The sequence below is a fragment of the Pseudomonas sp. GW823-FHT06E10 genome, assembly GCF_058794995.1.
Window position 1 is genome coordinate 193,514 of record NZ_JBXAHJ010000001.1, and the last position, 24,737, is coordinate 218,250.

A 24,737-nucleotide genomic window follows, 5' to 3' on the forward strand; every position below is an offset into this window, starting at 1 on the left:
TCTAGTCGACCCCATCGCGAGCAAGCTCGCTCCCACACTGACCGTGTGAACACTGGAGGTCCCCTGTGGGAGCGAGCTTGCTCGCGATAGCGTCAGCCGCTTCACCGCCTACTCCAACAATAAAAAGAGAATCCGAAAATGCCCGTACCCGATCCGTTCCGCGAAGGCATGGCCCGAGGCTGGAAAACCTACAACGGCTCGCAACTGACCCAGGACCTTACTCTCGAAGCGGACGTGGCGATCATCGGCAGCGGTGCCGGCGGCGGCACCACCGCCGAAATCCTCAGCGCAGCCGGCTACAAGGTACTGCTGATCGAGGAAGGCCCTCTCAAGACCAGCAGCGACTTCAAGCTGCTCGAAGACGAGGCCTACGCCAACCTTTATCAGGAAGGCATTGGCCGCATGAGCAAGGACGGCGCGATCACCATCCTCCAGGGCCGGGCGGTGGGCGGCACCACGCTGATCAACTGGACCTCAAGTTTCCGCACCCCGGAGCCGACCCTGGAACACTGGGCCAAAGAGCACAACGTCAAGGGCCACAGCCCGGCGGACATGGCGCCGTGGTTCGAAAAAATGGAGCAACGCCTGGGCGTCGCGCCGTGGATGGTGCCACCCAACGCCAACAACGATGTGATCCGCAAGGGCTGCGAAGCACTGAATTACTCATGGCACGTCATCCCGCGCAACGTTCGCGGCTGCTGGAACCTCGGATACTGCGGCATGGGCTGCCCGACCAACGCCAAGCAATCGATGATGGTCACCACCATTCCGGCGACACTGGAAAAAGGCGGTGAGCTGCTTTACCTGGCCCGCGCCGAAAAACTCACGATCAGTGGCGACAAGGTCACCGGCCTGCAATGTTCGGCGATGGATGAACGCTGCGTCGCACCGACCGGACGCACCATCACGGTCAAGGCGCGGCATTTCGTGCTGGCCGGTGGCGGCATCAACAGCCCGGCCTTGCTGATGCGTTCCGGGGCACCCGACCCGCACAAGCGCCTGGGCAAACGCACATTCCTGCACCCGGTAAACATGTCCGCCGCGTTGTTCGACGAAGTGGTCAACCCCTTCTACGGCGCGCCGCAGTCGATCTATTCCGACCATTTCCAATGGCAGGACGGCACCACGGGCAAAATGTCCTACAAACTGGAAGTCCCGCCTCTGCACCCGGCGCTGGCCACGACATTGCTCGGTGGTTTCGGTCAGGAAAACTCGCAACACATGGCCAATCTGGCCCATACCCACGCCATGCTGGCGTTGCTGCGGGACGGTTTTCACCCGGACAGCCCCGGTGGCAGCGTCGAATTGCGCAGCGATGACACGCCGGTGCTGGACTATCAGCTATCACCCTACGCCTGGGATGGATTGCGCCGGGCGTTCCATACCATGGCCGAGATACAGTTTGCCGGTGGCGCCAAGGCCGTGATGCCGATGCACGCCGACGCCCGCTACGTTAAGACCCTCGCCGAAGCGCGCTCGCTGATCGACGGCCTGAGCCTGGAGTTGTATCGCACACGCCTGGGCAGCGCCCATGTGATGGGCGGTTGCGCCATGGGTGAAGACCCGACAATCGCAGTGACCGACAGCCTCGGCCGGCATCATCAACTGGGCAATCTGTCGATCCACGACGGCTCGCTGTTCCCCACCAGCATTGGCGCCAATCCGCAGCTGTCGGTCTACGGACTGACGGCGCAACTGGCGACATCCCTGGCGATGCGTTTAAAAAACCCATGAAAATGACGATAATTCCCATCGTCTATAGTGCTTTCTTACCCAACAGGCGACTTGGCCGACCGGGAAGGCTGCGATACCATCCGACTCCCCAACGGATTCCCGCCAGGACGACGCGATGAACCGAGTGTTGTACCCAGGTACCTTCGACCCTATTACCAAGGGCCATGGCGATCTGGTCGAACGCGCCTCGCGCCTGTTCGATCACGTGATCATCGCCGTCGCCGCGAGCCCGAAGAAAAACCCGCTGTTTCCTCTGGAACAACGGGTAGAACTGGCGCGCGAGGTCACTAAACATCTGCCGAACGTTGAAGTCGTCGGCTTCTCGACGCTGCTGGCGCACTTCGCCAAAGAGAAGAATGCCAACGTGTTCCTGCGTGGTTTGCGCGCGGTGTCGGACTTCGAATACGAATTCCAGCTGGCGAACATGAACCGCCAGTTGGCGCCGGATGTGGAAAGCCTGTTCCTGACCCCGTCCGAGCGTTATTCGTTCATTTCCTCGACGCTGGTCCGTGAAATCGCAGCCCTGGGCGGCGATATCACCAAGTTCGTTCACCCTGTGGTGGCGGACGCACTGACCGAACGCTTCAAGAAGTAAACTGTAGGAGCGAGCCTGCTCGCGATGGACGTCAACGATAACGCGGGAAACCTGACACCCCGCGGCGTTCTCAGGTTTTTCGCGAGCAAGCTCGCTCCCACAGCGCCAATGCGGCACAATTAGACGCATTGGTTTATTGCGCCCGGGCCTGCCGCCCCGGCTGGAGTTAGCATGTCCCTGATCATCACCGACGATTGCATCAACTGCGACGTCTGCGAACCCGAGTGCCCGAACGCCGCCATTTCCCAAGGCGAAGAGATCTACGTGATCGACCCGAACCTGTGCACCCAGTGTGTCGGCCACTACGACGAACCGCAGTGCCAGCAAGTCTGCCCGGTGGATTGCATTCCACTGGACGAAGCTCATCCGGAGACTGAAGAACAGTTGATGGAGAAGTACCGGAAAATTACCGGCAAGGCTTGAATGATGCAGTGCTCTTTCGGGCCTCATCGCGAGCAAGCTCGCTCCCACACTGGAATTGCATCGTTCACAAAACCCCTGTGGGAGCGAGCTTGCTCGCGATGACGTCATCAGCCTCACTGAAAATCTGACTGACTGTCAGCTCTGACAACGCGGGCAAAAAACGCTGGCACGCTGCCCGAGTTTCACTTCCCGAAGGCCCGTGCCACAGACCTTGCAGTGCTCACCACCACGGCCGTACACGAACAGTTCCTGCTGGAAATAACCAGGCTGACCGTCGCCACCGATAAAGTCCCGCAGCGTGGTACCGCCGCGCTCGATAGCGGCCGCCAGGATGCGCTTGATCTCGATGGCCAGCTTCAAGTAACGCGCACGGGAAATGCTCTTGGCTTCGCGGCGCGGGTCGATCCCGGCAGCGAACAACGCTTCGGTCGCGTAGATATTGCCGACGCCCACCACTACCGCGTTATCCATGATGAACGGCTTGACCGCCATCGAACGTCCACGGGACAGCTGGAACAGGCGCTCGCCGTCGAACAGGTCGGTCAGTGGTTCCGGCCCCAGGCGGATCAGCAATTCGTGATTGAGCGGGTCGAGGCTCCAGAGCATTGCGCCGAAACGCCGTGGGTCGGTGTAACGCAGGGCCAGGCCCGACTCCAGTTCGATGTCCACATGCTCATGCTTGGCCGCCGGCAGCCCGGCCTCCACCAGACGCAAATTGCCTGACATGCCCAGATGGCTGATCAAGGTGCCGACTTCGGCATTGATCAGCAGGTACTTGGCGCGACGCTCCACCAGTACGATGCGCTGCCCGGACAACCGCACATCAAGGTCCTCGGGAATTGGCCAGCGCAAGCGGCGTTCACGCACGATCACCCGGCTGACCCGCTGGCCTTCCAGGAACGGCGCGATACCGCGACGGGTGGTTTCGACTTCTGGCAATTCAGGCATGGTGCTCTCGGATCAGGCGCATGGCCTGGAAGGTTCCGACACTCAGCGATGAGTGCCGAGGTCGCGGATCGTCTGTTTGAGGGTCTCGAAGTCGTAGTCCGAGAGGCCGACATAATCGAGCACCAGCGGCGCGATGCTGTTCCACTCATGATCTTCGGCCTGATTGCCCAGCACCCGGTACGACGCGCAAATATGCTCGGCCATCTTCAGGATCGCCAACAGATTCTTCAACGAACTGTTGCGCGAAGATTCATCGCTGAATATCGCCAGGGCATTGTGGTGATTGGCGATCGCAGCACTCACATGTTCCGGCAGACGCCAGGACTTGGCCGTGTAATACCCGACCACCGAGTGATTGGTATTGAACACCTGATTCTCCGTGTCCACCACCCGGCATTCGGCTCTGGCGTTGGCATAGGCCTGCTCCAGAACGCCCATGTAGTCGGGGAAACGCTGGAGCATCAAGGGCACGCCGCAGTCGTGGAACAAACCCAGGGCGTACGCTTCGTCGCCATTTTCAACGCCGATGCGCTTGGCCAGGGTCAGACAGGTCATTGCCACGTCCTGAGCGGTGTCCCAGAAACGGTTCAGGGTGACGATGGTGTCGTCATTCATCTCGCCCTTGATCGACTGTGCATTGATCAGGTTGATGACCGAGCGGCTGCCCAGCAGATTCACCGCACGCTGGATCGAGGCAATCTTGTTGCTCAGCCCGTAATACGGCGAATTGACAATTTTCAGCAAGGAACCGGAAAGGCCCGGATCCTGGGAGATCAGTTTGGCGATGACTTCCAGATCCGGGTCGGGCATGTACTGCTCCATCTGCAAATCCACCATGATTTGCGGCTGGGCCGGTACGCTGATGCCCTGCAGGGCTTGTTGGATCTGTTCGGAAGTCAGCTCTTGGGACATGTGTGCACACTCTGGGTCAGACGGCGATTCTAACCTTTATGAAGTTGGATCCGACATACCAAATCGCAAGACAACCCTCGCCACATGTCCACTTGCAGGCCAATCCGGGGCCTCAACACGCTATACTCCCGCTCTTTTTTCCGGAGCGACGACATGTCCCTGCCTAGCCTGCGCCTCAAAGCCAACGCCGACCGTCGTCTGCGCAACGGTCACTTGTGGGTCTACAGCAACGAAATCGATGTAGCCGCTACGCCTTTGCACGGTTTCAAGGCCGGCGACCAGGCGATCCTCGAAGCCGCCGGCGGCAAGCCGCTGGGCATCGTCGCCATGAGCCCGAACAACCTGATCTGCGCCCGTTTGCTGTCGCGCGACATCAAGCTGCCGCTGGACAAATCGCTGCTGGTGCACCGCCTGAACGTGGCCCTGTCCCTGCGCGAGCGCCTGTTCGACAAGCCGTTCTATCGCCTGGTCTACGGCGATTCCGACCTGCTGCCAGGCCTGGTGGTCGACCGTTTCGGCGACATCCTGGTGGTGCAGATCGCATCGGCGACCATGGAAGCCCATAAAGACGACGTGATCGCGGCGCTGACCCAAGTGCTCAAGCCAAGCGGCATTCTGTTCAAAAACGACTCCGCTGCCCGTGACGCCGAAGGCCTCAACCGCTACGTCGAAACCGTGTTCGGCCTGGTGCCGGAGTGGGTTGCCCTTGAAGAGAACGGCGTGAAGTTCGAAGCCCCGGTCATCCAGGGTCAGAAAACCGGCTGGTTCTACGACCACCGCATGAACCGCGCACGCCTGGCGCCTTATGCCAAGGGCAAGCGCGTACTGGACCTCTACAGCTACATCGGCGGTTGGGGCGTGCAGGCTGCCGCATTCGGCGCCAGTGAAGTGTTCTGCGTCGACGCATCGGCCTTCGCCCTCGACGGCGTCGAGCGCAACGCCGCGCTGAACGGTTTCGCCGAGAAAATGACCTGCATCGAAGGCGACGTGTTCGAAGCCCTCAAAGAGCTGAAAGCCAGCGAAGAACGCTTCGACGTGATCGTGGCCGACCCGCCGGCGTTCATCAAACGCAAGAAAGACATGAAGAACGGCGAAGGCGCCTACCGTCGCCTGAACGAACAAGCCATGCGCCTGCTGACCAAAGACGGCATCCTGTTCAGCGCATCCTGCTCGATGCACCTGCCGGAAGACGACCTGCAGAACATCCTGCTGACCAGCGCCCGTCACCTGGATCGCAATATCCAGATGCTGGAACGCGGCGGCCAGGGTCCGGATCATCCGGTGCATCCGGCCATCCCGGAAACCCGCTACATCAAGAGCATTACCTGCCGGTTGTTGCCAAACAGCTAACAACCCAGACCACTGTAGGAGCGAGCTTGCTCGCGATGGTCGTCAACGATAACGTGGGGAACCTGATGCCCCGCGGCGTCTTTGGATTCATCGCGAGCGAGCTCGCTCCTACAGGGTGCACGACACATCCAGATCCACTGTCGAAGCGACAACCTCCCACCCCACGCCTACCGTTTCCCTTCTAACCACAGAAGAGGACAACGGAATGTCCAACACCCCGAAAGCCCATCGCTTACGCACAGGCCGCCGCTCGGAATCCGGTCGCATCTATCTCCTGACAGCAGTCACCCATGAACGGCAACCGATCTTCCAGAACTGGCGCATGGGTCGCTTGGTGGTGCACGAGTTCAGAAAGGCTCAGGAAACCGGCAATGCCACCTCTATAGCTTGGGTGGTCATGCCGGACCACTTTCACTGGCTAGTCGAGTTGCATAACGGTGATTTACCAAAACTGATGCAAGCCACCAAATCCCGCTGTGCACGACACATCAATCAGGAACGAAGCCTGTGTGCGCCTGTATGGCAAAAAGGCTACTTCGACCGGGCCCTGCGCCGCGAGGAAGACCTGAAAGCAGCAGCCCGATACATCATCGCCAACCCTTTGCGTGCCGGGCTTGTGACTCGGGTTGGAGACTACCCACTGTGGGACGCCATCTGGCTCTGATGCACAAACCACTGTAGGAGCGAGCTCGCTCGCGAAGAACGAATCGACACCGCGGATAACCAGGCATACCGCGCTATCGTTGACGTCTTTCGCGAGCAAGCTCTCTCCTACAACAGTTTCAGAAAGGTCCCACGCCCACCGCATTGACTTGCGCCCTCCTCAATTCAATCCTCGTCCCCCCTCACGGTACGAGAGCGTTGAATGATGCCCCCTGCCACAAACGCCAACGAAAAGTCGCTGATCATCCTGTTACTGATGACCATGACGCTGCTGGGCGTATTCCCATTGGACGTGGTTCTCCCCTCCTTTCCAGACCTGTCAGCCTGCTTCCAGATCTCGCCGCCCGACGTTGCCCTGTCTGTCAGCTTGTTCGCCGCCAGCCTGGCGTTATCCATAATGCTGGTGGGGCCGCTGTCAGACATGTGGGGCCGCAAGAAGCTGCTGCTGGGTGGTATTGCAGTCGCGACGATTGGGGCGACTGGCTGCGCGGTTTCCAGTGAATACAGCTGGTTCCTGGGTTTTCGTTTGGTCCAGGCGATCGGATGTGGGGCCTTTTCGCTGTCCCAGGCGCTGGTGCAGGACTTGTTCATAGGCCGGGAAAGGCAGCGACTCAGGATCTGGATGGTGACCGCGGGCGGCGTGTTCATTTCAATATCGCCGCTGCTGGGAACCTGGTTGCAATTGCAGTTTGGCTGGCAAGGCAGCTTTTATGTGTTTGCCACATTGGCAGTTCTTGTCTGGCTGAGCGCATGTTGGCTACTCAAGGAAACCCCGTCTGTGCGTCCAGCATCGCGTGGGGGATTTTTCCGTGCTTACCGGCATGTCTGCTCAGATGCACGCTTCATGGGTTACTGGCTGATTTCGGCCCTGGCCTTCGCCTGCCATTTTTCGTTCATCGTCACTTCACCCATTATTTTCATGGATCATCTGGCAATGTCACCGTACGAATTCGCCTGGGCGTTGTTGCTGTATGGCATCGCGTATGTATTCGGCGGAGTGGTCGCCAGCCTCTTGCATCGACAGTTGCAAGCCAACACCCAAATCAATGTTGGCCTGGGGCTGATTGCCGTTTCGGGTCTGCTCATGCTGTGGCTGACTCACCAGTTCGGCCTTTCAGCCGTTACGGTGCTGACTTCCATGCTGGTTTGTACAATCGGAACCACCATCACCAGACCCGTCGTCAACACCAGGGCCATGAGTATCCACCCGGAATATGCCGGAACTTCTACCTCGGTCGGCGGTGTGTTGATGTTCCTCAGCGGCGGCGTGGTCAGCGCGGCAATCAGTGTGGCACCCATGGACTTGATCACCACTCTGGCGTCTTGCTTTCTGACGTTGAGCCTCGCAGGTCTCGGACTGAATACATTGATCATCCAGAGGCACAAACAAGCGTTCAATATCGGGTGACACCTGCCAGTCGTCATCCCGCATGCTCCGTCAACACCCGATCAACGCTTCCCGGCATTCCCTCCAGCCGCCAGCCGTGTAGAATCGCGAACATTCATCGCCAGTCATCCCCGGCGGGTTTATGAGCTCAAGCTGAAGCGCGCGGCGATCCCGCAAAGTTATCGGCAACTTCCGGACACGCGGCCATTTCTGAGTGTTCCAGACGTCAATAGAAGCTCACTTCCCTTTTGATACCTGATTAGCCGCCCGGAGTGCTTCATGCCTGATTACCGCTCGAAAACATCCACCCACGGCCGCAACATGGCCGGCGCCCGCGCACTGTGGCGCGCCACGGGGATGAAAGATGACGACTTCAAGAAGCCGATCATCGCCATTGCCAACTCCTTCACCCAGTTCGTACCGGGCCACGTCCACCTCAAGGACCTGGGCCAACTGGTCGCCCGCGAGATCGAACGCGCTGGCGGTGTGGCAAAAGAATTCAACACCATCGCCGTGGACGACGGCATCGCCATGGGCCACGACGGCATGCTGTATTCGCTGCCGAGTCGCGAGATCATTGCCGACTCCGTCGAGTACATGGTCAACGCCCACTGCGCCGACGCCATCGTGTGCATCTCCAACTGCGACAAGATCACCCCTGGCATGCTGATGGCGTCACTGCGCCTGAACATCCCGGTGATCTTCGTCTCCGGCGGCCCGATGGAAGCCGGCAAGACCAAACTCGCTTCCCACGGCCTCGACCTGGTCGACGCCATGGTGATCGCCGCCGACTCCAGCGCTTCTGACGAGAAAGTCGCCGAGTACGAGCGTAGCGCCTGCCCGACCTGCGGTTCGTGCTCCGGCATGTTCACCGCCAACTCGATGAACTGCCTGGTCGAAGCGCTGGGTCTGGCATTGCCGGGCAACGGTTCGACCCTGGCCACCCACAGCGACCGTGAGCAGCTGTTCCTGCAGGCCGGCCGCACCATCGTCGAGCTGTGCAAGCGTTACTACGGCGAGAACGACCAGTCGGTACTGCCGCGCAACATCGCCAACTTCCAGGCGTTCGAAAACGCCATGACCCTGGACATCGCCATGGGCGGTTCCACCAACACCATCCTGCACTTGCTGGCTGCCGCCCAGGAAGCCGAGATCGATTTCGATCTGCGCGACATCGACCGTCTTTCTCGCAACGTGCCACAACTGTGCAAGGTCGCGCCGAACATCCAGAAGTACCACATGGAAGACGTGCACCGTGCCGGCGGGATCTTCAGCATCCTCGGTTCGCTGGCCCGTGGTGGCTTGCTGCACACCCAGCTACCGACCGTGCACAGCCGCAGCATGGAAGAAGCCATCGCCAAGTGGGACATCACCCAGACCAACGACGAAGCCGTGCATCACTTCTTCAAGGCCGGTCCTGCGGGCATCCCGACGCAAACCGCGTTCAGCCAGTCGACCCGCTGGGAAACCCTGGACGACGACCGTGAAAACGGCTGCATCCGCAGTGTCGAGCACGCTTACTCGCAAGAAGGCGGCCTGGCCGTGCTCTACGGCAACATCGCTCTGGATGGCTGCGTGGTGAAAACCGCTGGCGTCGACGAATCGATCCACGTGTTCGAAGGCAACGCGAAGATCTTCGAAAGCCAGGACAGCGCCGTACGCGGCATCCTCGCCGACGAAGTGAAAGAAGGCGACATCGTCATCATTCGCTACGAAGGCCCGAAAGGCGGCCCGGGCATGCAGGAAATGCTCTACCCGACTTCGTACCTGAAATCCAAAGGCCTGGGCAAAGCCTGCGCCCTGCTCACCGACGGCCGTTTCTCCGGCGGTACTTCCGGTCTGTCCATCGGCCACGCTTCGCCTGAAGCGGCTGCCGGCGGCGCGATTGGCCTGGTGCAGGACGGCGACAAAGTGCTGATCGACATTCCGAACCGCTCGATCAACCTGTTGGTCAGCGACGAAGAACTGGCGGCACGCCGGGTCAAGCAGGACAAGAAAGGCTGGAAGCCGGTGGAAGTGCGTCCACGTAAAGTGACCACCGCCCTGAAAGCCTACGCCCTGCTGGCGACCAGTGCCGACAAGGGTGCGGTGCGCAACAAGGCGATGCTCGACGGGCTGTAAGGCTTAACCGTTGAACAAAAAATGCCCCGCCATGTGCGGGGCATTTTTGTTTCTGCCGGTCACCTATCACCTGTAGGAGCGAGCCTGCTCGCGATGGACTGGAGAACGCCGCTGGGTGTCAGGTTTCCAACGTTATCGTTAACGACCATCGCGAGCAAGCTCGCTCCTACAAGTTAATTTTGTGGATCGAGATTATCGAGAGCCTGATTCACCGCCAGCTCGCCCAGCATGATGACCTGCGCAATCCCCAGCATCGTGCTGCGTTGGGAGCCTTCCAGCAGGCCGGCGAAATCGTTGGCCATGACATTGGCCGAGGCGAGTGATTCGCAGGCGTGGGCCAACAGGGTTTCGGTGTCGAGGCCGGGCGCGATCAGGAATGTTCGGCTGGGTTTGCGCGGGGTGGCGTTGATGTGGGCGGAGAGGTTGTTTGATTCGGGAGGATCGGGGGTAATTTTCAGCATTGATAAAACTCCTTACACCATAAGACAAGGAGCCATCACCCTCGCTACCAAACGAAGGTGGCGGCCATGCGCAGGTTGGTAGACCGGGGTGTAAGGAAACCGGCGCGCCCGAAAGCGCCCTGTGCATGACCACCATAAAAAGCAGAGACGCAAGAACGTCTGCAAATCATGATGCTTTGCACCCTACACAGCCAGGCTACCAAACCCGATCACTGATGTTCAGCGACAGGTAGACGGTAGAGTCCGGGAGTAAGGCGCACAAGCCGGCGGATTCTGGCGTAGTCGTAGTCCCTTACGCAAGAAAGCGTAGGTTGCGACTGTCAGGAGATGTCGATCAAACGGAGGCTTTCATTGCACCGACTGGCCTCATCGCGAGCAAGCTCGCTCCCACAATGGATCTGCGTTGAACACTGGATTGGGGAACAACACTGATCAAACTGTAGGAGCGAGCTTGCTCGCGATGAACGCAAGGACACCGCGTCAAATCAGACAGCACGCGTCATCGTTAACGACCATCGCGAGCAAGCTCGCTCCTACAATTACTGGATTTCTTCAGGCTTGACGATCACCCAGTTCTTGTCGGCAGTCACCGTCATCCCTTCCTTGGCCTGGGCCGCGGCATTCTTGGCCATCATGCCGTTAATCTGGGTCATGTATTTGTCCTTGCGATTGACCCACAGGTGGATGCCACCCTTGGCCACGTCAACACTGTGGAACAACATGTAACCATCACTGGTCGGGGTATCGCCGCCGACCAGCACCGGTTTTTTCCACTCATCGATGTAGGTCAGGATTGCCGCGTGCTTGCCGGCCATCCAGGTCGCCGGGGTCCACAGGTATGGGGTCAGTTCAAGGCCGAGGTTGGCCTTCTCGTCATACTTGCCGGCGGTGATCTGCTTGCGCGCAGTGGTCAGCTCGCCAGTCTTCGGGTCCTTGAGCAGCAGCGACACGCCGATCACGTTCTGCGGTTTTACGTTGTAGCCGTACTTCGGATCGGCCGCGACCATGCGCACCAGCTCTTCGGAGGCGGCGGTCATCACGTAGACCTCGATGCCGTTCTCCATCAGTTTGTTGTACAGCTCTTGCTGGCCAGTGAAGATTTTCGGCGGGTTGACGTCGAGCTTCTTGACCACATCGCCTTCGTAATAAGTGGCCGGCACTGGTTTGCCGGACGCCATCATCTCGTCGACGTAGCCCTTGAGCTCCTTGAGCGTAAAGCCGGAGAACACCTGGGCGACCCATGGATAGCAAACCATGTCGTCGAGTTCACAGAGGCGGTAGTAGTAGCTGAACAGGCTTTCCTTGTGGTCGGCGGTGTCCTTGAACGGCATCAGTTTCAGGGAGGGATCGAGCTTGTCGCGGGTGATCAGTCCCTTGTTCTCCATGAACGGCAGCAGCGACTCTTCCAGGTCATAGCGGTAACTGGTGTTGTCCATGTCGAACACCGCGTAGTTACCTTTGTTGGCGTTGGCCGCGATCATCGCGTCCAGTGCCTTGGCCTGATCGGCTGGCCAGTGTTTCAGATCCGTTGCGAAAACCTGGCCGGCAAGGCCCAGGCAAAGTGCTGCAGCCAGTAATTTCGGTGCGAACTTCATCGGCGTTTCTCCCTGAATGTGAAAGAGATCGACGCTAACAAATAAGTGTGACAGTCCTCGTCTGTCAGCGACTGCCTGTGTCCATTTCGCGCCAGTTGCATTTCTGACAGCGACACCCACTTATTCCAAAAACGACGGACACCATGCGTTTTTGATATTAATTCATTAGTTTTCAAGCTGTTAGGCTTGCCGGTTCGCAGCTGCCCCGGAAGGCAGCTGGCAAAAGTCTAATGGGAGTTCCAATGAATCTGCCGCTGATTCTCAATCTGCTGGTGTTCCTCGCCCTGCTCCTGGGCCTGGCGCAAACCCGCCACACCACTTGGAGCCTGGCGAAAAAAGTCCTGCTCGCACTGGTGCTGGGCGTGGCATTCGGTGTGGCCTTGCACACTGTCTACGGTGCCGGTAATCCGGTGCTGAAAGCCTCGATCGGCTGGTTCGATCTGGTGGGCAACGGTTATGTGCAATTGCTGCAAATGATCGTGATCCCGCTGGTGTTCGCCTCGATCCTCAGCGCCGTGGCCCGCCTGCACAACGCCTCATCGCTGGGCAAGATCAGCTTCCTGACCATCGGCACGCTGCTGTTCACCACGGCCATCGCGGCGTTGATCGGCATCGGCCTGACCAACCTGTTCGGCCTGACCGCCGAAGGCCTGGTGGCCGGCACCCAGGAAATGGCGCGTCTGCAAACCATCCAGACCGATTACGCCGGCAAGGTCGCCGACCTGAATGTGCCGCAGCTGTTGCTGTCGTTCATTCCGCAAAACCCGTTCGCCGATCTGGCGCGAGCCAAGCCGACGTCGATCATCAGTGTGGTGATTTTCGCTGCGTTCCTGGGTGTCGCGGCGCTACAACTGCTCAAGGATGATGCCGAGAAAGGTCAGAAAGTGATCAACGCCATCGACACCCTGCAAGCCTGGGTGATGCGCCTGGTGCGTCTGGTGATGAAGCTGACCCCGTACGGCGTGCTGGCGCTGATGACCAAAGTGGTCGCCGGCTCCAACCTGCAAGACATCATCAAGCTCGGCAGTTTCGTCGTGGTGTCTTACATCGGCCTTGGCCTGATGTTTGTGGTGCATGGCGTGCTGGTGTCGGCCGCCGGGATCAATCCGCTACGCTTCTTCCGCAAGATCTGGCCGGTGCTGACGTTTGCCTTCACCAGCCGCTCCAGCGCTGCGACGATTCCGTTGAGCATCGAAGCGCAGACCAGTCGTTTGGGCATCCCGCAGTCCATCGCCAGTTTCGCCGCTTCGTTCGGCGCGACCATCGGCCAGAATGGTTGTGCCGGTCTGTACCCGGCGATGTTGGCGGTGATGGTGGCGCCGACCGTGGGCATCAACCCGCTGGACCCGCTGTGGATCGCGACGCTGGTGGCGATTGTCACGCTGAGCTCGGCCGGTGTGGCCGGAGTGGGTGGCGGCGCGACGTTTGCGGCGCTGATCGTACTGCCGGCGATGGGCTTGCCGGTGTCACTGGTGGCGTTGCTGATTTCGGTCGAGCCACTGATTGATATGGGGCGTACGGCGTTGAATGTGAGTGGTTCGATCACGGCTGGGGCGATTACCAGTCAGGTGATGCAGCAGACTGATAAAGAATTGCTGGATGCGGATGAGCATTCGGCGTTGGCTCAGGCTTGAGTAGCGTCAGTTAGACCGCTATCGCGAGCAAGCTCGCTCCCACAGGGATCTGTGGTGTTCACACAATTTGTGATTCACCTCAAAACACTGTGGGAGCGAGCTTGTTCCGGGCGGCGATCCGACGATGCTTTTAAACCTTTTCCCAGACTTCGAAGTTGTAGGCCGGCTTGTCATCCACCGCCGGATTTTCGGTGTTGGAAACCAGCTTCCACTGGCCCAAATCAAATTCCGGAAACCACGCATCCCCTTCCGGGCTCAGTGCCACGCGGGTCAGGTATAACCGATCAGCCTGCGCCAGCCCTTGCGCATACAACTGCGCACCGCCAATCAGCATCAACTCATCAACGCCCTGTTCCTTCGCCCATGCTTCGGCGCGGACAACGGCGGCTTCCAGCGACGGATAAACCTCCGCGCCTTCGAGCTGCAGATCCGCCTGACGGCTGACCACGATGTTCAAGCGACCCGGCAACGGACGACCGAGTGAGTCCCAGGTCTTGCGCCCCATGATGATCGGCTTGCCCAGGGTGGTGGCCTTGAAATATTTAAAGTCCCCCGGCAAGTGCCAGGGCATGCTGTTGTCGACGCCGATCACACGGTTTTCACCGAGGGCTGCGATCAGGCTGAGGGGGAGTGATTTAGTCATGCCGGCGAGGATACCAGAGCCTCGCTTTCGCCGATAAGCGCCACAGCGGTTATGCTCACAGCTCAATGAAGCGACGGGATGCCGCGTGACTGAACTCAATACCCTCTGGCTGACAGAAACCATCCGACTGCGCGAAGAACACGCAGGCCCCCTGGAAGACCTTGAAGCCAACCGGCTGGCCCGCAGCGTCGGCGGTGATTTGCCGTCGCGCATTGAACGCCGGGCCCTGTGGCTGGCTGAACGTGATGGCTTGGTTACGGCCCTCAAACACTGGCTGCAAGGCGCACGACTGGCGCTGATCGTAATGGCGGTGCTGGCGGTGATCAGCGGCGCCGGCCTGGCCTTTGCTGCAATGGGCGATGGCCTGCACCCGGTGAATGTGTTCTGGGCCTTGGGCAGCCTGCTCGGGCTCAACCTGATCCTGCTGCTGAGTTGGGCCCTGGGCCTGGCGTTTGCCGGAGAACACGGCGCCAGCCTCGGGCGACTATGGCTGTGGCTAAGTGAAAAACTCGCCCGGGACGCCAAGGCCACGCAACTGGCCCCCGCCCTGCTCCTGTTGTTGCAACGGCAGAAGCTCAATCGCTGGGCCATCGGCGTAGTGGTCAACGGCCTGTGGTTGCTGGCGATGATCAGCGCCTTGGTCATTCTGCTGACACTGATGGCAACCCGGCGCTACGGCTTCGTCTGGGAAACCACCATCCTCAGTGCCGACACCTTTATTGCCGTAACCCAGGCGCTTGGCGCCCTGCCGGCCCTGCTCGGTTTCAGTGTTCCCACCGAGCAGATGATCCGTGCCAGCGGCGACGCCGCACTGAGTATCGAAAGCGCGCGCCAGGCCTGGGCAGCATGGCTGGTTGGCGTTCTGCTGGTCTATGGGATTTTGCCGCGCCTGCTGCTCGCACTGTTTTGCCTGTGGCGCTGGAAATCCGGGCAAACGGCGCTCCGCCTGGATTTGAACCTGCCCGGCTACGCACAGCTTCGCGAACGCTTGATGCCCACCAGCGAGCGTCTCGGCATCAGCGATGCGGCGCCTGAGCAACTGCATCGCGTGGAAAGCGGCGTCAGCGAACAACAAAGTGATGGTGCTCTATTGGTCGCCATCGAGCTGGACGACGACCGCCCGTGGCCACCGCAATTGCCGAAAAACGTGAGCAACGCTGGCATCCTCGACAGCCGCGAATCGCGACACAAACTCCTCGAACAATTGACCCGCTTTCCCCCGGCACGCCTGGCCATTGCGTGCGATCCACGGCGCTCGCCGGATCGCGGCAGCCTGGCCCTGATTGCCGAACTGGCCCGCAGCGCCAGCGCCACCCGCGTGTGGTTGTTGCAGGCGCCCCCCGGTGAAGCGCTGGACGCCGAGCGCCTGGGCGACTGGCACGTGGCGCTGCAACAGCTTGAGCTGCCGTTTGCCGATTGTGCACCGATGAACTGGCTGGAGACGGGTCATGACTAATCCCCTGAAACTCGCCGTGGTCGGCCACACCAACGTCGGTAAAACCTCACTGCTGCGCACCCTGACCCGCGACGTCGGCTTCGGTGAAGTGTCCCATCGTCCCAGCACTACACGGCACGTCGAAGGCGCCCGTCTTTCGGTGGACGGCGAGCCGCTGCTCGATCTCTACGACACTCCCGGCCTGGAAGATGCCATCGCCCTGCTCGACTACCTCGAACGCCTGGAGCGGCCTGGCGAACGCCTCGACGGCCCGGCGCGGCTGGCGCGTTTCCTGGATGGCAGCGAAGCCCGGCAACGCTTCGAACAGGAGGCCAAAGTGCTGCGCCAGTTGCTGGCGTCGGACGCCGGGCTCTACGTGATCGACGCCCGAGAGCCGGTGCTCGCCAAGTATCGCGACGAGCTGGAAGTGCTGGCCGGTTGCGGCAAGCCCTTGCTGCCGGTGCTGAATTTCGTCAGCAGCGCCAACCACCGCGAACCGGCATGGCGTGAAGCGCTGGCGCGGCTGGGCTTGCATGCCTTGGTGCGCTTCGACAGCGTCGCGCCGCCGGAGGATGGCGAGCGTCGACTCTATGAAAGTCTCGCCTTGTTACTGGAAACTGCCCGGCCGCAACTCGAACGCCTGATCGCCGATCAGCAAGCCCAGCGTCTGGCTCGTCAACAAAGTGCAGAGCGATTGATTGCCGAATTGCTGATTGATTGCGCGGCCTGCCGACGCAGTGTGGTCAGTGAAGCCGAGCAGGAACAACAGGCGATCAGCGAACTGCGCAAAGCCGTGCGCCAGCGTGAGCAGCGTTGCGTCGAGTCCCTGCTCAAGCTATACGCCTTCCGCCCACAGGATGCCGCGGCCAGTGATTTGCCGCTGCTCGACGGTCGTTGGGGCGACGATTTGTTCAACCCGGAAACCCTGAAACAACTGGGCGTTCGGGTCGGTGGTGGTATCGCAGCGGGTGCAGCTGCCGGGGCCGGGGTCGATTTGCTGGTGGGCGGCATCACGCTAGGCGCGGCGGCATTGGCCGGTGCGATTGCCGGCGGCGCGCTGCAAACCGCCCGCAGTTATGGCAGCCGCTTGCTCGGCAAGCTCAAGGGCCAGCGCGAACTGACGGTGGATGACAACGTGCTGCGCCTGTTGGCGCTGCGCCAGCGGCAATTGCTGCAAGCGCTCAATGCCCGCGGGCACGCGGCGATGGACAGCATTCAGGTGGCCACGCCACAGGATAAAACCTGGCGCGAAGGCAAACTGCCCGAGGCCCTGAACAAGGCGCGGGCGCATCCGCAGTGGTCGTCGCTCAATGCGCATCCGAAGTTGAATCAGGCGGAGCGCCAAGAGCAGGTTGAGGTGTTGGCGCAGCAGCTTTGATACGGTTGATCAGCGCCAGTTGAACTTCAGATACGTGGCGCTTAGCACCGAGGCAAGCTGTTGGTCCACTGCATCCTGATCGCCATCGTTATCCATATCGTAATTGATCACCCAATCCAGCTTGCCGTCGTTATTGGTGTCGTAGGCAGAGGCCGTGTAAACGATGCTTTGATCTGACGGTTTGCCGACACCCTCATGAAAGTGCAGACGTACGGTGTCTGGCGAGTCGTCCTTGGCAAAGTCCTCTGTAAATATCTTGAGATAACGGTCCCAGGTATTTCCACGATTGAACCACTTGAGCCGCAGGAACGCGTCTGCAAACGATTTGAGTAACCGTTCGTCCTTGGTGTTTTCCTTACCGTCGTTGTTCACATCGCCAATCTGAAAATCAACTTTGCCATCGGCAGTGATATCCAGTGCATATGCCTTGTGAACGAGCAGATCTTCGGCACCGTTAGTCTCTTCGAAGAAATGCAGGAGCACGGTGTCAGCCCTGCCGTTCGCGCTTCGGTCCTGGGCAGTGACTTTCAAATAACGCATGTGGATAGCTCAAATCAATATAGGGTCGATCAAGCTATCCCGTCCCGCTGAAACGTTCTGCTCGAATAGTCTCTTCATCTTGTAGGGGGTTTCAGCAACACTTGTCGTTCAAGCCGCCTTGGGCAAAAGGCCTAAAGCCTTGCGCTTCAGAATATCGAGATCGAGAAGCGGCACGTTCATCTCCTTGGCCAACTCATCCCACTGTCGCATGCGCAAACTGACCGCGCACAGCGGATCCTTTTCAAAGATCTCAGCCTCTTCAACCGTCATCACCCCGCCCTGATGTTCCAGGGTTCGGCGACTGGCTTCACTCAAGCGCTCGTAGTATCCCGCCTCCTTGAGCGTCAGGTAACGCTTGGCCTGCACGTGGTATTCGACCAGCCGAGCCATACGCTCGCTGAAGCCGGCACGGCGCAGATAATCCGCGCCCAGACGCTCATGGCTGACAACGCCGAAGCCGCCCATGTTCTCCGCGCTTTCGCCACAGATATGCCCGATGTCATGAAAGAACGCCGCCAGCACCACTTCATCGTCGAAGCCTTCGGCCATGGCCAGTTCCGCCGCCTGGGACATGTGCTCGATCTGCGAAACCGGTTCACCGATGTAATCGCTGTCGCCAAAACGCTCGTACAGACTGAATACTTCGGCGACGACTTGTTCATTGCGCCCCATCAGATTTCCCCCAACACAGCTGCGATGTTTCGTTCAGCCATCGCCGGCCCGACGCTCATGCCGACACCGGTGTGCATCAACGCCACGCTCAGGCCTTTTGCCGGGCGCAGGAACGAAAACGGTCCCGGCCCCCGTGAACCATAGACCCCCTGCCAGCGTTCGACCACCTGCACCTTGCAGCCCAGAGTTTGCTCGGCCAGCTCGATCATCCAGTCATCGACCTGCTCGGCATTGAAGGGCGACGGATCGCTGCCGTAATGGTGCGAATCGCCAATGATCAACTCGCCATAGGGCGTCGGGCTGATCAGCAGGTGGATGCCGTTTTCGTGCAGGTGCGACGCGTACTGCAGGATTTCTGCCTGTACCGCCGCGGCCTCCGGCAGGTCGGCGAAGGCGCCGTAGTGCACGCAGCTCAAACCGGTGAGCAACGCGTGTTGCAGGTTGAGGTGGATTTGCGGTCGGGCGCGGAGCATTTGCAGGCGGCAAATTTGCGGCTCGAGTTCAGCGATCTGTTCGGCCAGTAACGTCTGATAATCGTGGCCGGAGCAGACAATGATCTGCTCGGCACTGAAGCTGCCGGCGGTGCTGTGCAGGCGACCCGGCTCGATATCGCGCACCAGGGTGGAGAAGTGAAACTTGACCCCCAGGTCGCGGCGCAGGAAATCGATCAACGCCGGAATCGCTTCGCGGGAATACAACTGCTGATCGTCCATGCCATGCAACGCAGCGCGATGATGGCGGAACTGACCGTCGTACAAATCGCGCAATGCGGCACCGCGCAACAGGTCGACACGGTAACCGTGCTCCACCGCGCGGCCATCGCAAAAGGCTTGCAGCAGCTGTTCTTCCGCCTCGGTGCGGGCGAACAGGTACGAGCCATTGCGCTTGAGTTGCAGGCCGGCGAGCTGGGCCCAATCACCCCAGATTCCGCGACTGGCGCGGGCCAGTTCCAGCATCGGCCCCGGCGGCTGGCCGGTGACCAGTGCCTGGCCGAAGTTGCGCACCGAAGCGCCGAGGGGCGTTGCGCTACGCTCGAAAACCGTGACCTTGAGACCGCGCTTGGCGGCGGCATACGCGTGGGACAAACCCAGGATGCCGGCGCCGACGATCAGCATGTCGTTGTGTTGTGTCATGGGGTCTTGTCCTGAATTTGAAACCGCTTTCGCGAGCAAGCCCGCTCCCACATTGGGATGCGTACTCCTGTGGGAGCGAGCTTGCTCGCGATGAGGCCCTTTCAGCCGATAAAGATCTTACTTGGCCGCCACTTTCTCGGACTTGCCGTCATAGCGCTTGCGCCACTCGGTCAGGATCTCGTCGCGGTTCTTCGAGGCCCAGGCGAAGTCGTTCTTGATCAGGCGTTGTTCGTAGTCGGCCGGCAGTTCGGTCTGTGGCTTGGCGATGCCAGGCTGGGCGAGCACGGCGAAGTTTTCCTTGTAGAGCTCCATCGCCTCAGGGCTGGCCGAGAAGTCAGCCAGTTTCTTCGCCGCCTCTTCGTGGGCAGTGCCCTTGATCACGGCAGTCGCTTCGATCTCCCAACCCAGGCCTTCCTTCGGCAGGATGATGTCCAGCGGTGCGCCCTGGCGTTTCAGTTGAACAGCCGGGTACTCGAAGGAAATACCGATTGGGAATTCACCAGCAGCCGCCAGTTTGCAAGGCTTGGAGCCGGAGTGAACGTACTGGCCGATGTTCTGGTGCAGGCCGTCCATGTAGGCCCAGCCCTGCTTCTCGCCGAAGGTTTGCAGCCAGGCGCTGACGTCGAGAAAACCGGTGCCGGACGATGCCGGGTTTGGCATGACGATCTTGCCTTTGTACTCAGGCTTGGTCAGGTCCTGCCAGCTCACGGGCTTGGTCAGGCCCTGCTTCTCGGCTTCGACGGTGTTGAAACAAATGGTCGCGGCCCACACGTCCATGCCGACCCAGGCCGGTGGGTTGGCCGCGTCGCGGTAGTTGGCGCCGATCTTGCCCAGGTCTTTCGGCGCGTAGCTTTGCAGCATGCCTTGCTGATCGAGAATCGCCAGGCTCGAAGCGGCCAGGCCCCACACGGCGTCAGCCTGCGGACGGGCTTTTTCGGCCAGCAGTTTGGCGGTGATGATGCCGGTGGAATCACGCACCCATTTGATTTCGACGTCCGGGTTGGCCTTTTCGAACGCTTGCTTGTAGGTCTTCAGTTGTTCGGCTTCGAGAGCGGTGTACACCGTCAACTCGGTTTTCGCCGCAAAGGCGTTCAGGCTGAAAGCAGTGAGGACAGCAGCGGCCAGGGCCAGGGGCTTGAACATGATCTTTTCCTGTTTTTGAGTTGAGGGGTTGTGCAGATTCAATGACCGGGTGTGGTCTGCCGCCAGGCCTGGGAGCGGCGCAGCAAACCGCGCGAGGCCCAGGCCAGCAGCAGGGACACGCCCGCCGAGGTAATCAGGATCAGGGTCGACATCGCCGCTGCACCGCCGACGTTGCCGGCGTCATCCATGTTCAGCACCGCCACTGCCGCGAGGATGGTGTCGGGGCTGTAGAGGAAGATCGCCGCCGAGACGGTGGTCATGGCCGAGACGAACAGGTAGCGCACGATGTCCAGTAGCGCCGGCAGGCAGATCGGCACAGTGACGCGCAGGTAGTGGCGGTACAGCGGCGCCTTGAGCGACAGCGCGGCGGCTTCGAACTCGGCATCGAGTTGACGCAGCGCGGTAGTGGCGGTCATTTGTGCGGTGGTCAAATAGTGAGCAATGGTGCAGACGATCAGCAGCGTCATGCTGCCGTAGAGCACATGCAGCGGGTTGCCGGTGAGGTTGAAGAAGAAGACGTAGCCCAACCCAAGCACCAGGCCCGGCACCGCCATCGGCACGAAACTGAGCATGCGCAGGGTCAGGTTCAGGCCGCGCTGACCCTTGGTTTTTTCCATCAGGTAGGCGCCGGTGAAGATCAGCAGGCTGCCGATCAACGCCGTGCCCAAGGCCATCTTCAGGCTGTTGCCGTAGGCCAGCCAGCCACCGCCGGCGGTTTCGTTGAACTGATAATGGTTGAGCGACAGCGACAGGTTGTACGGCCAGAACTTCACCAGGGACGAGAACACCGCCATGCCGAACACCAGCAGCAACGCGGCGCAGATCAGCAGGACGATGGCCAGGTAGCAGCTGTCGCGCAGCTTCGACGGCGCGGGTTTGAACACCTGGGCACGACCGCTCATGGAATCACCGTGACGCCGACGCAACCAGGCATCGACCCCGAAGCTGAACAGCGCCGGTAGCAGCAACACCATGCCGATCAACGCGCCACGACCGAACTGTTGCTGGCCGACCACCGCCTTGTAGGCCTCCAGCGCCAACACTTGATAGTCGCCACCGACAACCACTGGTACGCCGAAGTCAGTGATGGTCAGGGTGAACACCAGACAGAATGCGGCGAACACGGCCTGACGGGTCGCCGGCCAGGTGATGCTGCGGAAGGCTTTTGCAGGACTCGCGCCCATGCTGGAGGCGGCATCGAACAGTCGCGCATCGGCCAGGGACAGGGCCGACAGAAGAATCATCAAGGCGTGCGGGAAGGTGTAGATGACTTCACCAAGCACAATGCCCCAGAAGCCGTAGATGTTGTCCGAGAGCAGGCCACGCAGCATGCCCTGGTTGCCGAACAGATAAACCAGCGCGATGCCGGGCAACATCGACGGCGCCATCAATGGCAGCAGGGAAATGCCACGCCAAATGCCTTTGGCGGGAATCAAGGTTCGTTGCAGCGCGTAGGCAAACAGGTAGGCCAGCGGTACGACAATGGCCGCGACACTGAGGGAAACCTTCAGGCTGTTACCGAGCAACCAGTGGAAGTTCTCGCTGGTCACCAGCTCTTTCGCTGCGACCCAGCCACCGCCCTGCCCGGCCTCGGCGCTGAAACCGCGCCAGAAGATCGCCAGCAACGGCATCAATACGGCAACGCCCAACAACACCAGCATGAGGACTTTGCCGCCGACCACGAACAACCGGTCACCGATCTCGGCGCGGGTGGTCTGCCGAACCTGCTTGCGCCGCAGCGGCAGCGCGATGTTCGCGCTCATCAGGCAAACACCTGCAGGCTACGCGGCGGCAAGGCGACCATGATCTGCTGGGCACCAAGGCGCGGCATGGCTTCTGGCGCCAACTCCGCCAACAGCGGGTGCCCCGGCAACTGATCGAGCTCGAAGCTCATGCGGCAGCGATTGCCGAGGAAGGTGATTTCACGAACCTTGGCCGGGAACAGGTTTTCCTCGTGCACCAGTGGGTTGACGTTGATCGCTTCCGGCCGGCAGAACAAACGGCCCGACGCGGACTTGGCGCTGCCTTCGGCCAGACGCATGTTCATCCCGCCGACCTGGGCGTGGCTGTCGCTGTTGCGCTGGAAGGGTAGCCAGTTACCCTGGCCGACGAACTCCGCCACGAATGGCGTGGCCGGGCGGTTGTAGATTTCCTGCGGCGTGGCGTACTGCTCGACCTTGCCGTTGTTCATCACGGCGATACGGTCGGCCATCAGCATGGCCTCGTCCTGATTATGGGTGACCATCAGGGTAGTGATGCCGAGGTTGCGTTGCAGTTGGCGCAACTCGGTGCACAGATGCTCGCGCACCCGGGCATCGAGGGCCGACATCGGTTCGTCCAGCAGCAATAGCGAAGGTGCCGGGGCCAGGGCGCGAGCCAGTGCAACCCGCTGCTGCTGGCCGCCGGACAACTGGCCGGGATACTTTTTCTCGCTGCCGCCCAGGCCGACCAGTTCCAGCATCTGGCCGACTCGACGGCGCACTTCGTCACGACCGCTGCCGGCGAGGCCGTAGGCAATGTTCGCTTCGACGGTGAGATTGGGAAACAACGCGTAGGACTGGAACAGAATGCCGTAGTCCCGCGCCTGGGGCGCCAGGTGGGAAACGTCGCGATCGCCCAGGTACAACTCGCCGCTGTCCTGCTTCTCCAGACCGGCGATGCAGCGCAGCAAGGTGGTCTTGCCACAGCCCGACGGCCCCAGCAGACACACCAGCTCACCGGCCGCCACGTCGAGGGACACGTTATCCAGCGCCGTGAAGGCGCCAAAACGCTTCTGTACACCGCGCACTTTCATCGGTGCGCCGGGGTTGGTCAGGGCAGTTGCGATCGGGTTGTTCATGGACGGACCTCATCGAGCAGATGGGGGCCATCCTAGAGTTGTAATGAGTCCGTCATGTGGCAGTAAGGCAAAAACTGCCGATAGTGGTATTGGAGGATTTTGGTTTAAGTCTTGTGTTGCCTGAACTGGCCTCATCGCGAGCAAGCTCGCTCCCACAGTGGGTTTGAGGTGAAACACAGATTGTGTGAACACCCAAAATCCCTGTGGGAGCGAGCTTGCTCGCGATGAGGTCGGTACAGGCACCACAGAATTCAGGCCGGGGACATTTCCTGCGCCAACCCCAGAAACGCCGCCGGCAGCCGCGCGTTTTTGCGCTCCTTGAGGCAGTACAGGTATTCGGGAATCTGCGGTGCATTCTCGATGGTCAGCACCCGCAGTTGCGGATCATGGGGCACTTCCTGACGGGCAATGATGCTGATACCGATGTTGCGCAGCACTGCTTCGCGGATCGATTCACGACTGCCGATCTCCAGCAGCGGACCGAAGCACACGCCAGCGCTGGCCAATAACTCTTCGGTCAAACGACGGGTGGTCGAGCCCGACTCACGCATCAGCAAGGTATGTCCAGCCAGCGCGCTGAGCGGCACGTGATCGTGAACCGCCAGCGGATGATTGCGATGCACCGCCAGCACCAGCGGATCGCTGCCGAGTACCCGGCGAATCAACCGCGCATCCTCCAGTAACTGCGAAGAGGCGGCGACATCGACACGGTAATCCTCCAATGCTTCGAGCACTTGCTGGGAGTTGCCGATTTCCACTGACACCTCCACCTGCGGCAGGCGCTCGCGGAACGTTTTCACCAGGTCGAGAATGTAATACGGTGCCGTGGCGGCAATACGCAGCGTACCCTGGACCTGACCGCAGTTACGCAGGAAAAACTCGATGTCGGCTTCCTGTTGCATCAGCACCTTGACCATCGGCAGCAGCCGCGCGCCCTCCTCACTGACGCTGAGACGCCGGCCGCCGCGATAGAACAGCTCGACCGAGTACTGACTTTCGAGGTTGCGGATCTGCGTCGTCACCGTCGGCTGGCTCAGACCGAGCTTTTTGGCAGCCTGGGTAATGCTGCCCACGCGGGCCACCATGTAAAACGCCTTCAGCTCCGCACTCAGCACACCCGTCCCTCATCCT

The 24,737-nt window shown here is 60.4% G+C and carries 22 protein-coding genes; 10 read left to right on the forward strand and 12 right to left on the reverse strand.

Going from position 1 to position 24,737, the window contains the following annotated elements; translation table 11 throughout:
* Positions 1 to 138 precede the first annotated feature (138 nt).
* The 3 genes from AC1Q6Y_RS00880 to AC1Q6Y_RS00890 all read left to right on the forward strand — a co-directional run bounded on the left by AC1Q6Y_RS00880 (position 139) and on the right by AC1Q6Y_RS00890 (position 2,752).
* Positions 139 to 1,734: a GMC family oxidoreductase gene (locus AC1Q6Y_RS00880; protein ID WP_492623909.1), complete on the forward strand. Its 1,596-nt coding sequence runs from the start codon at positions 139 to 141 to the stop codon at positions 1,732 to 1,734.
* Positions 1,735 to 1,849: 115 nt separating this feature from the next.
* Positions 1,850 to 2,329, forward strand: a complete 480-nt coding sequence (coaD, locus tag AC1Q6Y_RS00885) for a pantetheine-phosphate adenylyltransferase (RefSeq protein ID WP_046039203.1) — start codon at positions 1,850 to 1,852, stop codon at positions 2,327 to 2,329.
* 171 nt (positions 2,330 to 2,500) lie between these two features.
* The gene (locus tag AC1Q6Y_RS00890; RefSeq protein WP_003195146.1) at positions 2,501 to 2,752 is read left to right on the forward strand and encodes a YfhL family 4Fe-4S dicluster ferredoxin; all 252 of its coding nucleotides are present in this window, start codon (positions 2,501 to 2,503) and stop codon (positions 2,750 to 2,752) included.
* Positions 2,753 to 2,887: 135 nt separating this feature from the next.
* Here AC1Q6Y_RS00890 and mutM read toward each other — a convergent pair whose 3' ends face one another.
* Together mutM and AC1Q6Y_RS00900 are read right to left on the reverse strand one after the other, a co-directional pair.
* A complete protein-coding gene (gene mutM, locus AC1Q6Y_RS00895) occupies positions 2,888 to 3,700 on the reverse strand; it encodes a bifunctional DNA-formamidopyrimidine glycosylase/DNA-(apurinic or apyrimidinic site) lyase (RefSeq protein WP_057712896.1) in 813 nt (270 codons plus the stop codon).
* Between the two features lie 42 nt (positions 3,701 to 3,742).
* Positions 3,743 to 4,612 (reverse strand): HDOD domain-containing protein, encoded by an 870-nt coding sequence (locus AC1Q6Y_RS00900; RefSeq protein WP_492623910.1) that lies wholly within the window; start codon positions 4,610 to 4,612, stop codon positions 3,743 to 3,745.
* Positions 4,613 to 4,765: 153 nt separating this feature from the next.
* Here AC1Q6Y_RS00900 and AC1Q6Y_RS00905 point away from each other — a divergent pair, with 153 nt between their 5' ends.
* The 4 genes from AC1Q6Y_RS00905 to ilvD all read left to right on the forward strand — a co-directional run bounded on the left by AC1Q6Y_RS00905 (position 4,766) and on the right by ilvD (position 10,133).
* A complete protein-coding gene (locus AC1Q6Y_RS00905; protein WP_057398123.1) occupies positions 4,766 to 5,962 on the forward strand; it encodes a class I SAM-dependent rRNA methyltransferase in 1,197 nt (398 codons plus the stop codon).
* Between the two features lie 205 nt (positions 5,963 to 6,167).
* On the forward strand, positions 6,168 to 6,626 hold the full coding sequence (locus AC1Q6Y_RS00910; RefSeq protein ID WP_492623911.1) for an REP-associated tyrosine transposase: 459 nt from the start codon (positions 6,168 to 6,170) through the stop codon (positions 6,624 to 6,626).
* Positions 6,627 to 6,830: 204 nt separating this feature from the next.
* Positions 6,831 to 8,033: an MFS transporter gene (locus tag AC1Q6Y_RS00915; RefSeq protein WP_492624017.1), complete on the forward strand. Its 1,203-nt coding sequence runs from the start codon at positions 6,831 to 6,833 to the stop codon at positions 8,031 to 8,033.
* Between the two features lie 258 nt (positions 8,034 to 8,291).
* Positions 8,292 to 10,133 (forward strand): dihydroxy-acid dehydratase, encoded by a 1,842-nt coding sequence (gene ilvD, locus AC1Q6Y_RS00920; protein WP_492623912.1) that lies wholly within the window; start codon positions 8,292 to 8,294, stop codon positions 10,131 to 10,133.
* Between the two features lie 173 nt (positions 10,134 to 10,306).
* On the opposite strand, the gene AC1Q6Y_RS00925 is transcribed toward ilvD, so the two are convergent.
* Positions 10,307 to 10,594, reverse strand: a complete 288-nt coding sequence (locus tag AC1Q6Y_RS00925; protein ID WP_218494687.1) for a DUF6124 family protein — start codon at positions 10,592 to 10,594, stop codon at positions 10,307 to 10,309.
* A gap of 539 nt (positions 10,595 to 11,133) precedes the next feature.
* Positions 11,134 to 12,189, reverse strand: a complete 1,056-nt coding sequence (locus tag AC1Q6Y_RS00930; protein WP_090451974.1) for an HAD family hydrolase — start codon at positions 12,187 to 12,189, stop codon at positions 11,134 to 11,136.
* A gap of 242 nt (positions 12,190 to 12,431) precedes the next feature.
* Between AC1Q6Y_RS00930 and AC1Q6Y_RS00935 the strand changes: the two genes are divergently transcribed.
* The gene (locus tag AC1Q6Y_RS00935) at positions 12,432 to 13,823 is read left to right on the forward strand and encodes an L-cystine transporter (RefSeq protein ID WP_429521767.1); all 1,392 of its coding nucleotides are present in this window, start codon (positions 12,432 to 12,434) and stop codon (positions 13,821 to 13,823) included.
* Between the two features lie 130 nt (positions 13,824 to 13,953).
* On the opposite strand, the gene AC1Q6Y_RS00940 is transcribed toward AC1Q6Y_RS00935, so the two are convergent.
* On the reverse strand, positions 13,954 to 14,466 hold the full coding sequence (locus AC1Q6Y_RS00940; RefSeq protein WP_057712886.1) for a dihydrofolate reductase: 513 nt from the start codon (positions 14,464 to 14,466) through the stop codon (positions 13,954 to 13,956).
* A gap of 85 nt (positions 14,467 to 14,551) precedes the next feature.
* Here AC1Q6Y_RS00940 and AC1Q6Y_RS00945 point away from each other — a divergent pair, with 85 nt between their 5' ends.
* Both AC1Q6Y_RS00945 and AC1Q6Y_RS00950 read left to right on the forward strand, forming a co-directional pair.
* Complete coding sequence (locus tag AC1Q6Y_RS00945; RefSeq protein ID WP_340312856.1) at positions 14,552 to 15,922, forward strand: DUF2868 domain-containing protein; 1,371 nt, start codon at positions 14,552 to 14,554, stop codon at positions 15,920 to 15,922.
* Positions 15,915 to 17,279: a GTPase/DUF3482 domain-containing protein gene (locus AC1Q6Y_RS00950; protein WP_492623913.1), complete on the forward strand. Its 1,365-nt coding sequence runs from the start codon at positions 15,915 to 15,917 to the stop codon at positions 17,277 to 17,279. Before AC1Q6Y_RS00945 ends, AC1Q6Y_RS00950 begins: the two co-directional genes overlap by 8 nt.
* Before the next feature lie 9 nt (positions 17,280 to 17,288).
* Here AC1Q6Y_RS00950 and AC1Q6Y_RS00955 read toward each other — a convergent pair whose 3' ends face one another.
* The 7 genes from AC1Q6Y_RS00955 to AC1Q6Y_RS00985 form a co-directional block, all read right to left on the reverse strand.
* The gene (locus AC1Q6Y_RS00955; RefSeq protein WP_057712883.1) at positions 17,289 to 17,819 is read right to left on the reverse strand and encodes a hypothetical protein; all 531 of its coding nucleotides are present in this window, start codon (positions 17,817 to 17,819) and stop codon (positions 17,289 to 17,291) included.
* Between the two features lie 108 nt (positions 17,820 to 17,927).
* Positions 17,928 to 18,491 carry a phosphonate degradation HD-domain oxygenase gene (locus AC1Q6Y_RS00960; RefSeq protein WP_492623914.1) on the reverse strand — a complete coding sequence of 188 codons (564 nt, stop codon included), beginning with the start codon at positions 18,489 to 18,491 and terminating at the stop codon, positions 17,928 to 17,930.
* Positions 18,491 to 19,624, reverse strand: a complete 1,134-nt coding sequence (locus AC1Q6Y_RS00965; RefSeq protein WP_492623915.1) for a TIGR03364 family FAD-dependent oxidoreductase — start codon at positions 19,622 to 19,624, stop codon at positions 18,491 to 18,493. Before AC1Q6Y_RS00965 ends, AC1Q6Y_RS00960 begins: the two co-directional genes overlap by 1 nt.
* A 117-nt stretch (positions 19,625 to 19,741) precedes the next feature.
* Positions 19,742 to 20,767, reverse strand: coding sequence for a putative 2-aminoethylphosphonate ABC transporter substrate-binding protein (locus AC1Q6Y_RS00970; RefSeq protein ID WP_492623916.1), 1,026 nt, complete (start codon positions 20,765 to 20,767; stop codon positions 19,742 to 19,744).
* A 38-nt stretch (positions 20,768 to 20,805) separates the two neighbouring features.
* On the reverse strand, positions 20,806 to 22,530 hold the full coding sequence (locus AC1Q6Y_RS00975; RefSeq protein ID WP_492623917.1) for a putative 2-aminoethylphosphonate ABC transporter permease subunit: 1,725 nt from the start codon (positions 22,528 to 22,530) through the stop codon (positions 20,806 to 20,808).
* On the reverse strand, positions 22,530 to 23,606 hold the full coding sequence (locus AC1Q6Y_RS00980) for a putative 2-aminoethylphosphonate ABC transporter ATP-binding protein (RefSeq protein WP_340312852.1): 1,077 nt from the start codon (positions 23,604 to 23,606) through the stop codon (positions 22,530 to 22,532). Before AC1Q6Y_RS00980 ends, AC1Q6Y_RS00975 begins: the two co-directional genes overlap by 1 nt.
* Before the next feature lie 251 nt (positions 23,607 to 23,857).
* Positions 23,858 to 24,721 (reverse strand): LysR family transcriptional regulator, encoded by an 864-nt coding sequence (locus AC1Q6Y_RS00985; protein WP_492623918.1) that lies wholly within the window; start codon positions 24,719 to 24,721, stop codon positions 23,858 to 23,860.
* Positions 24,722 to 24,737: the final 16 nt, after the last annotated feature.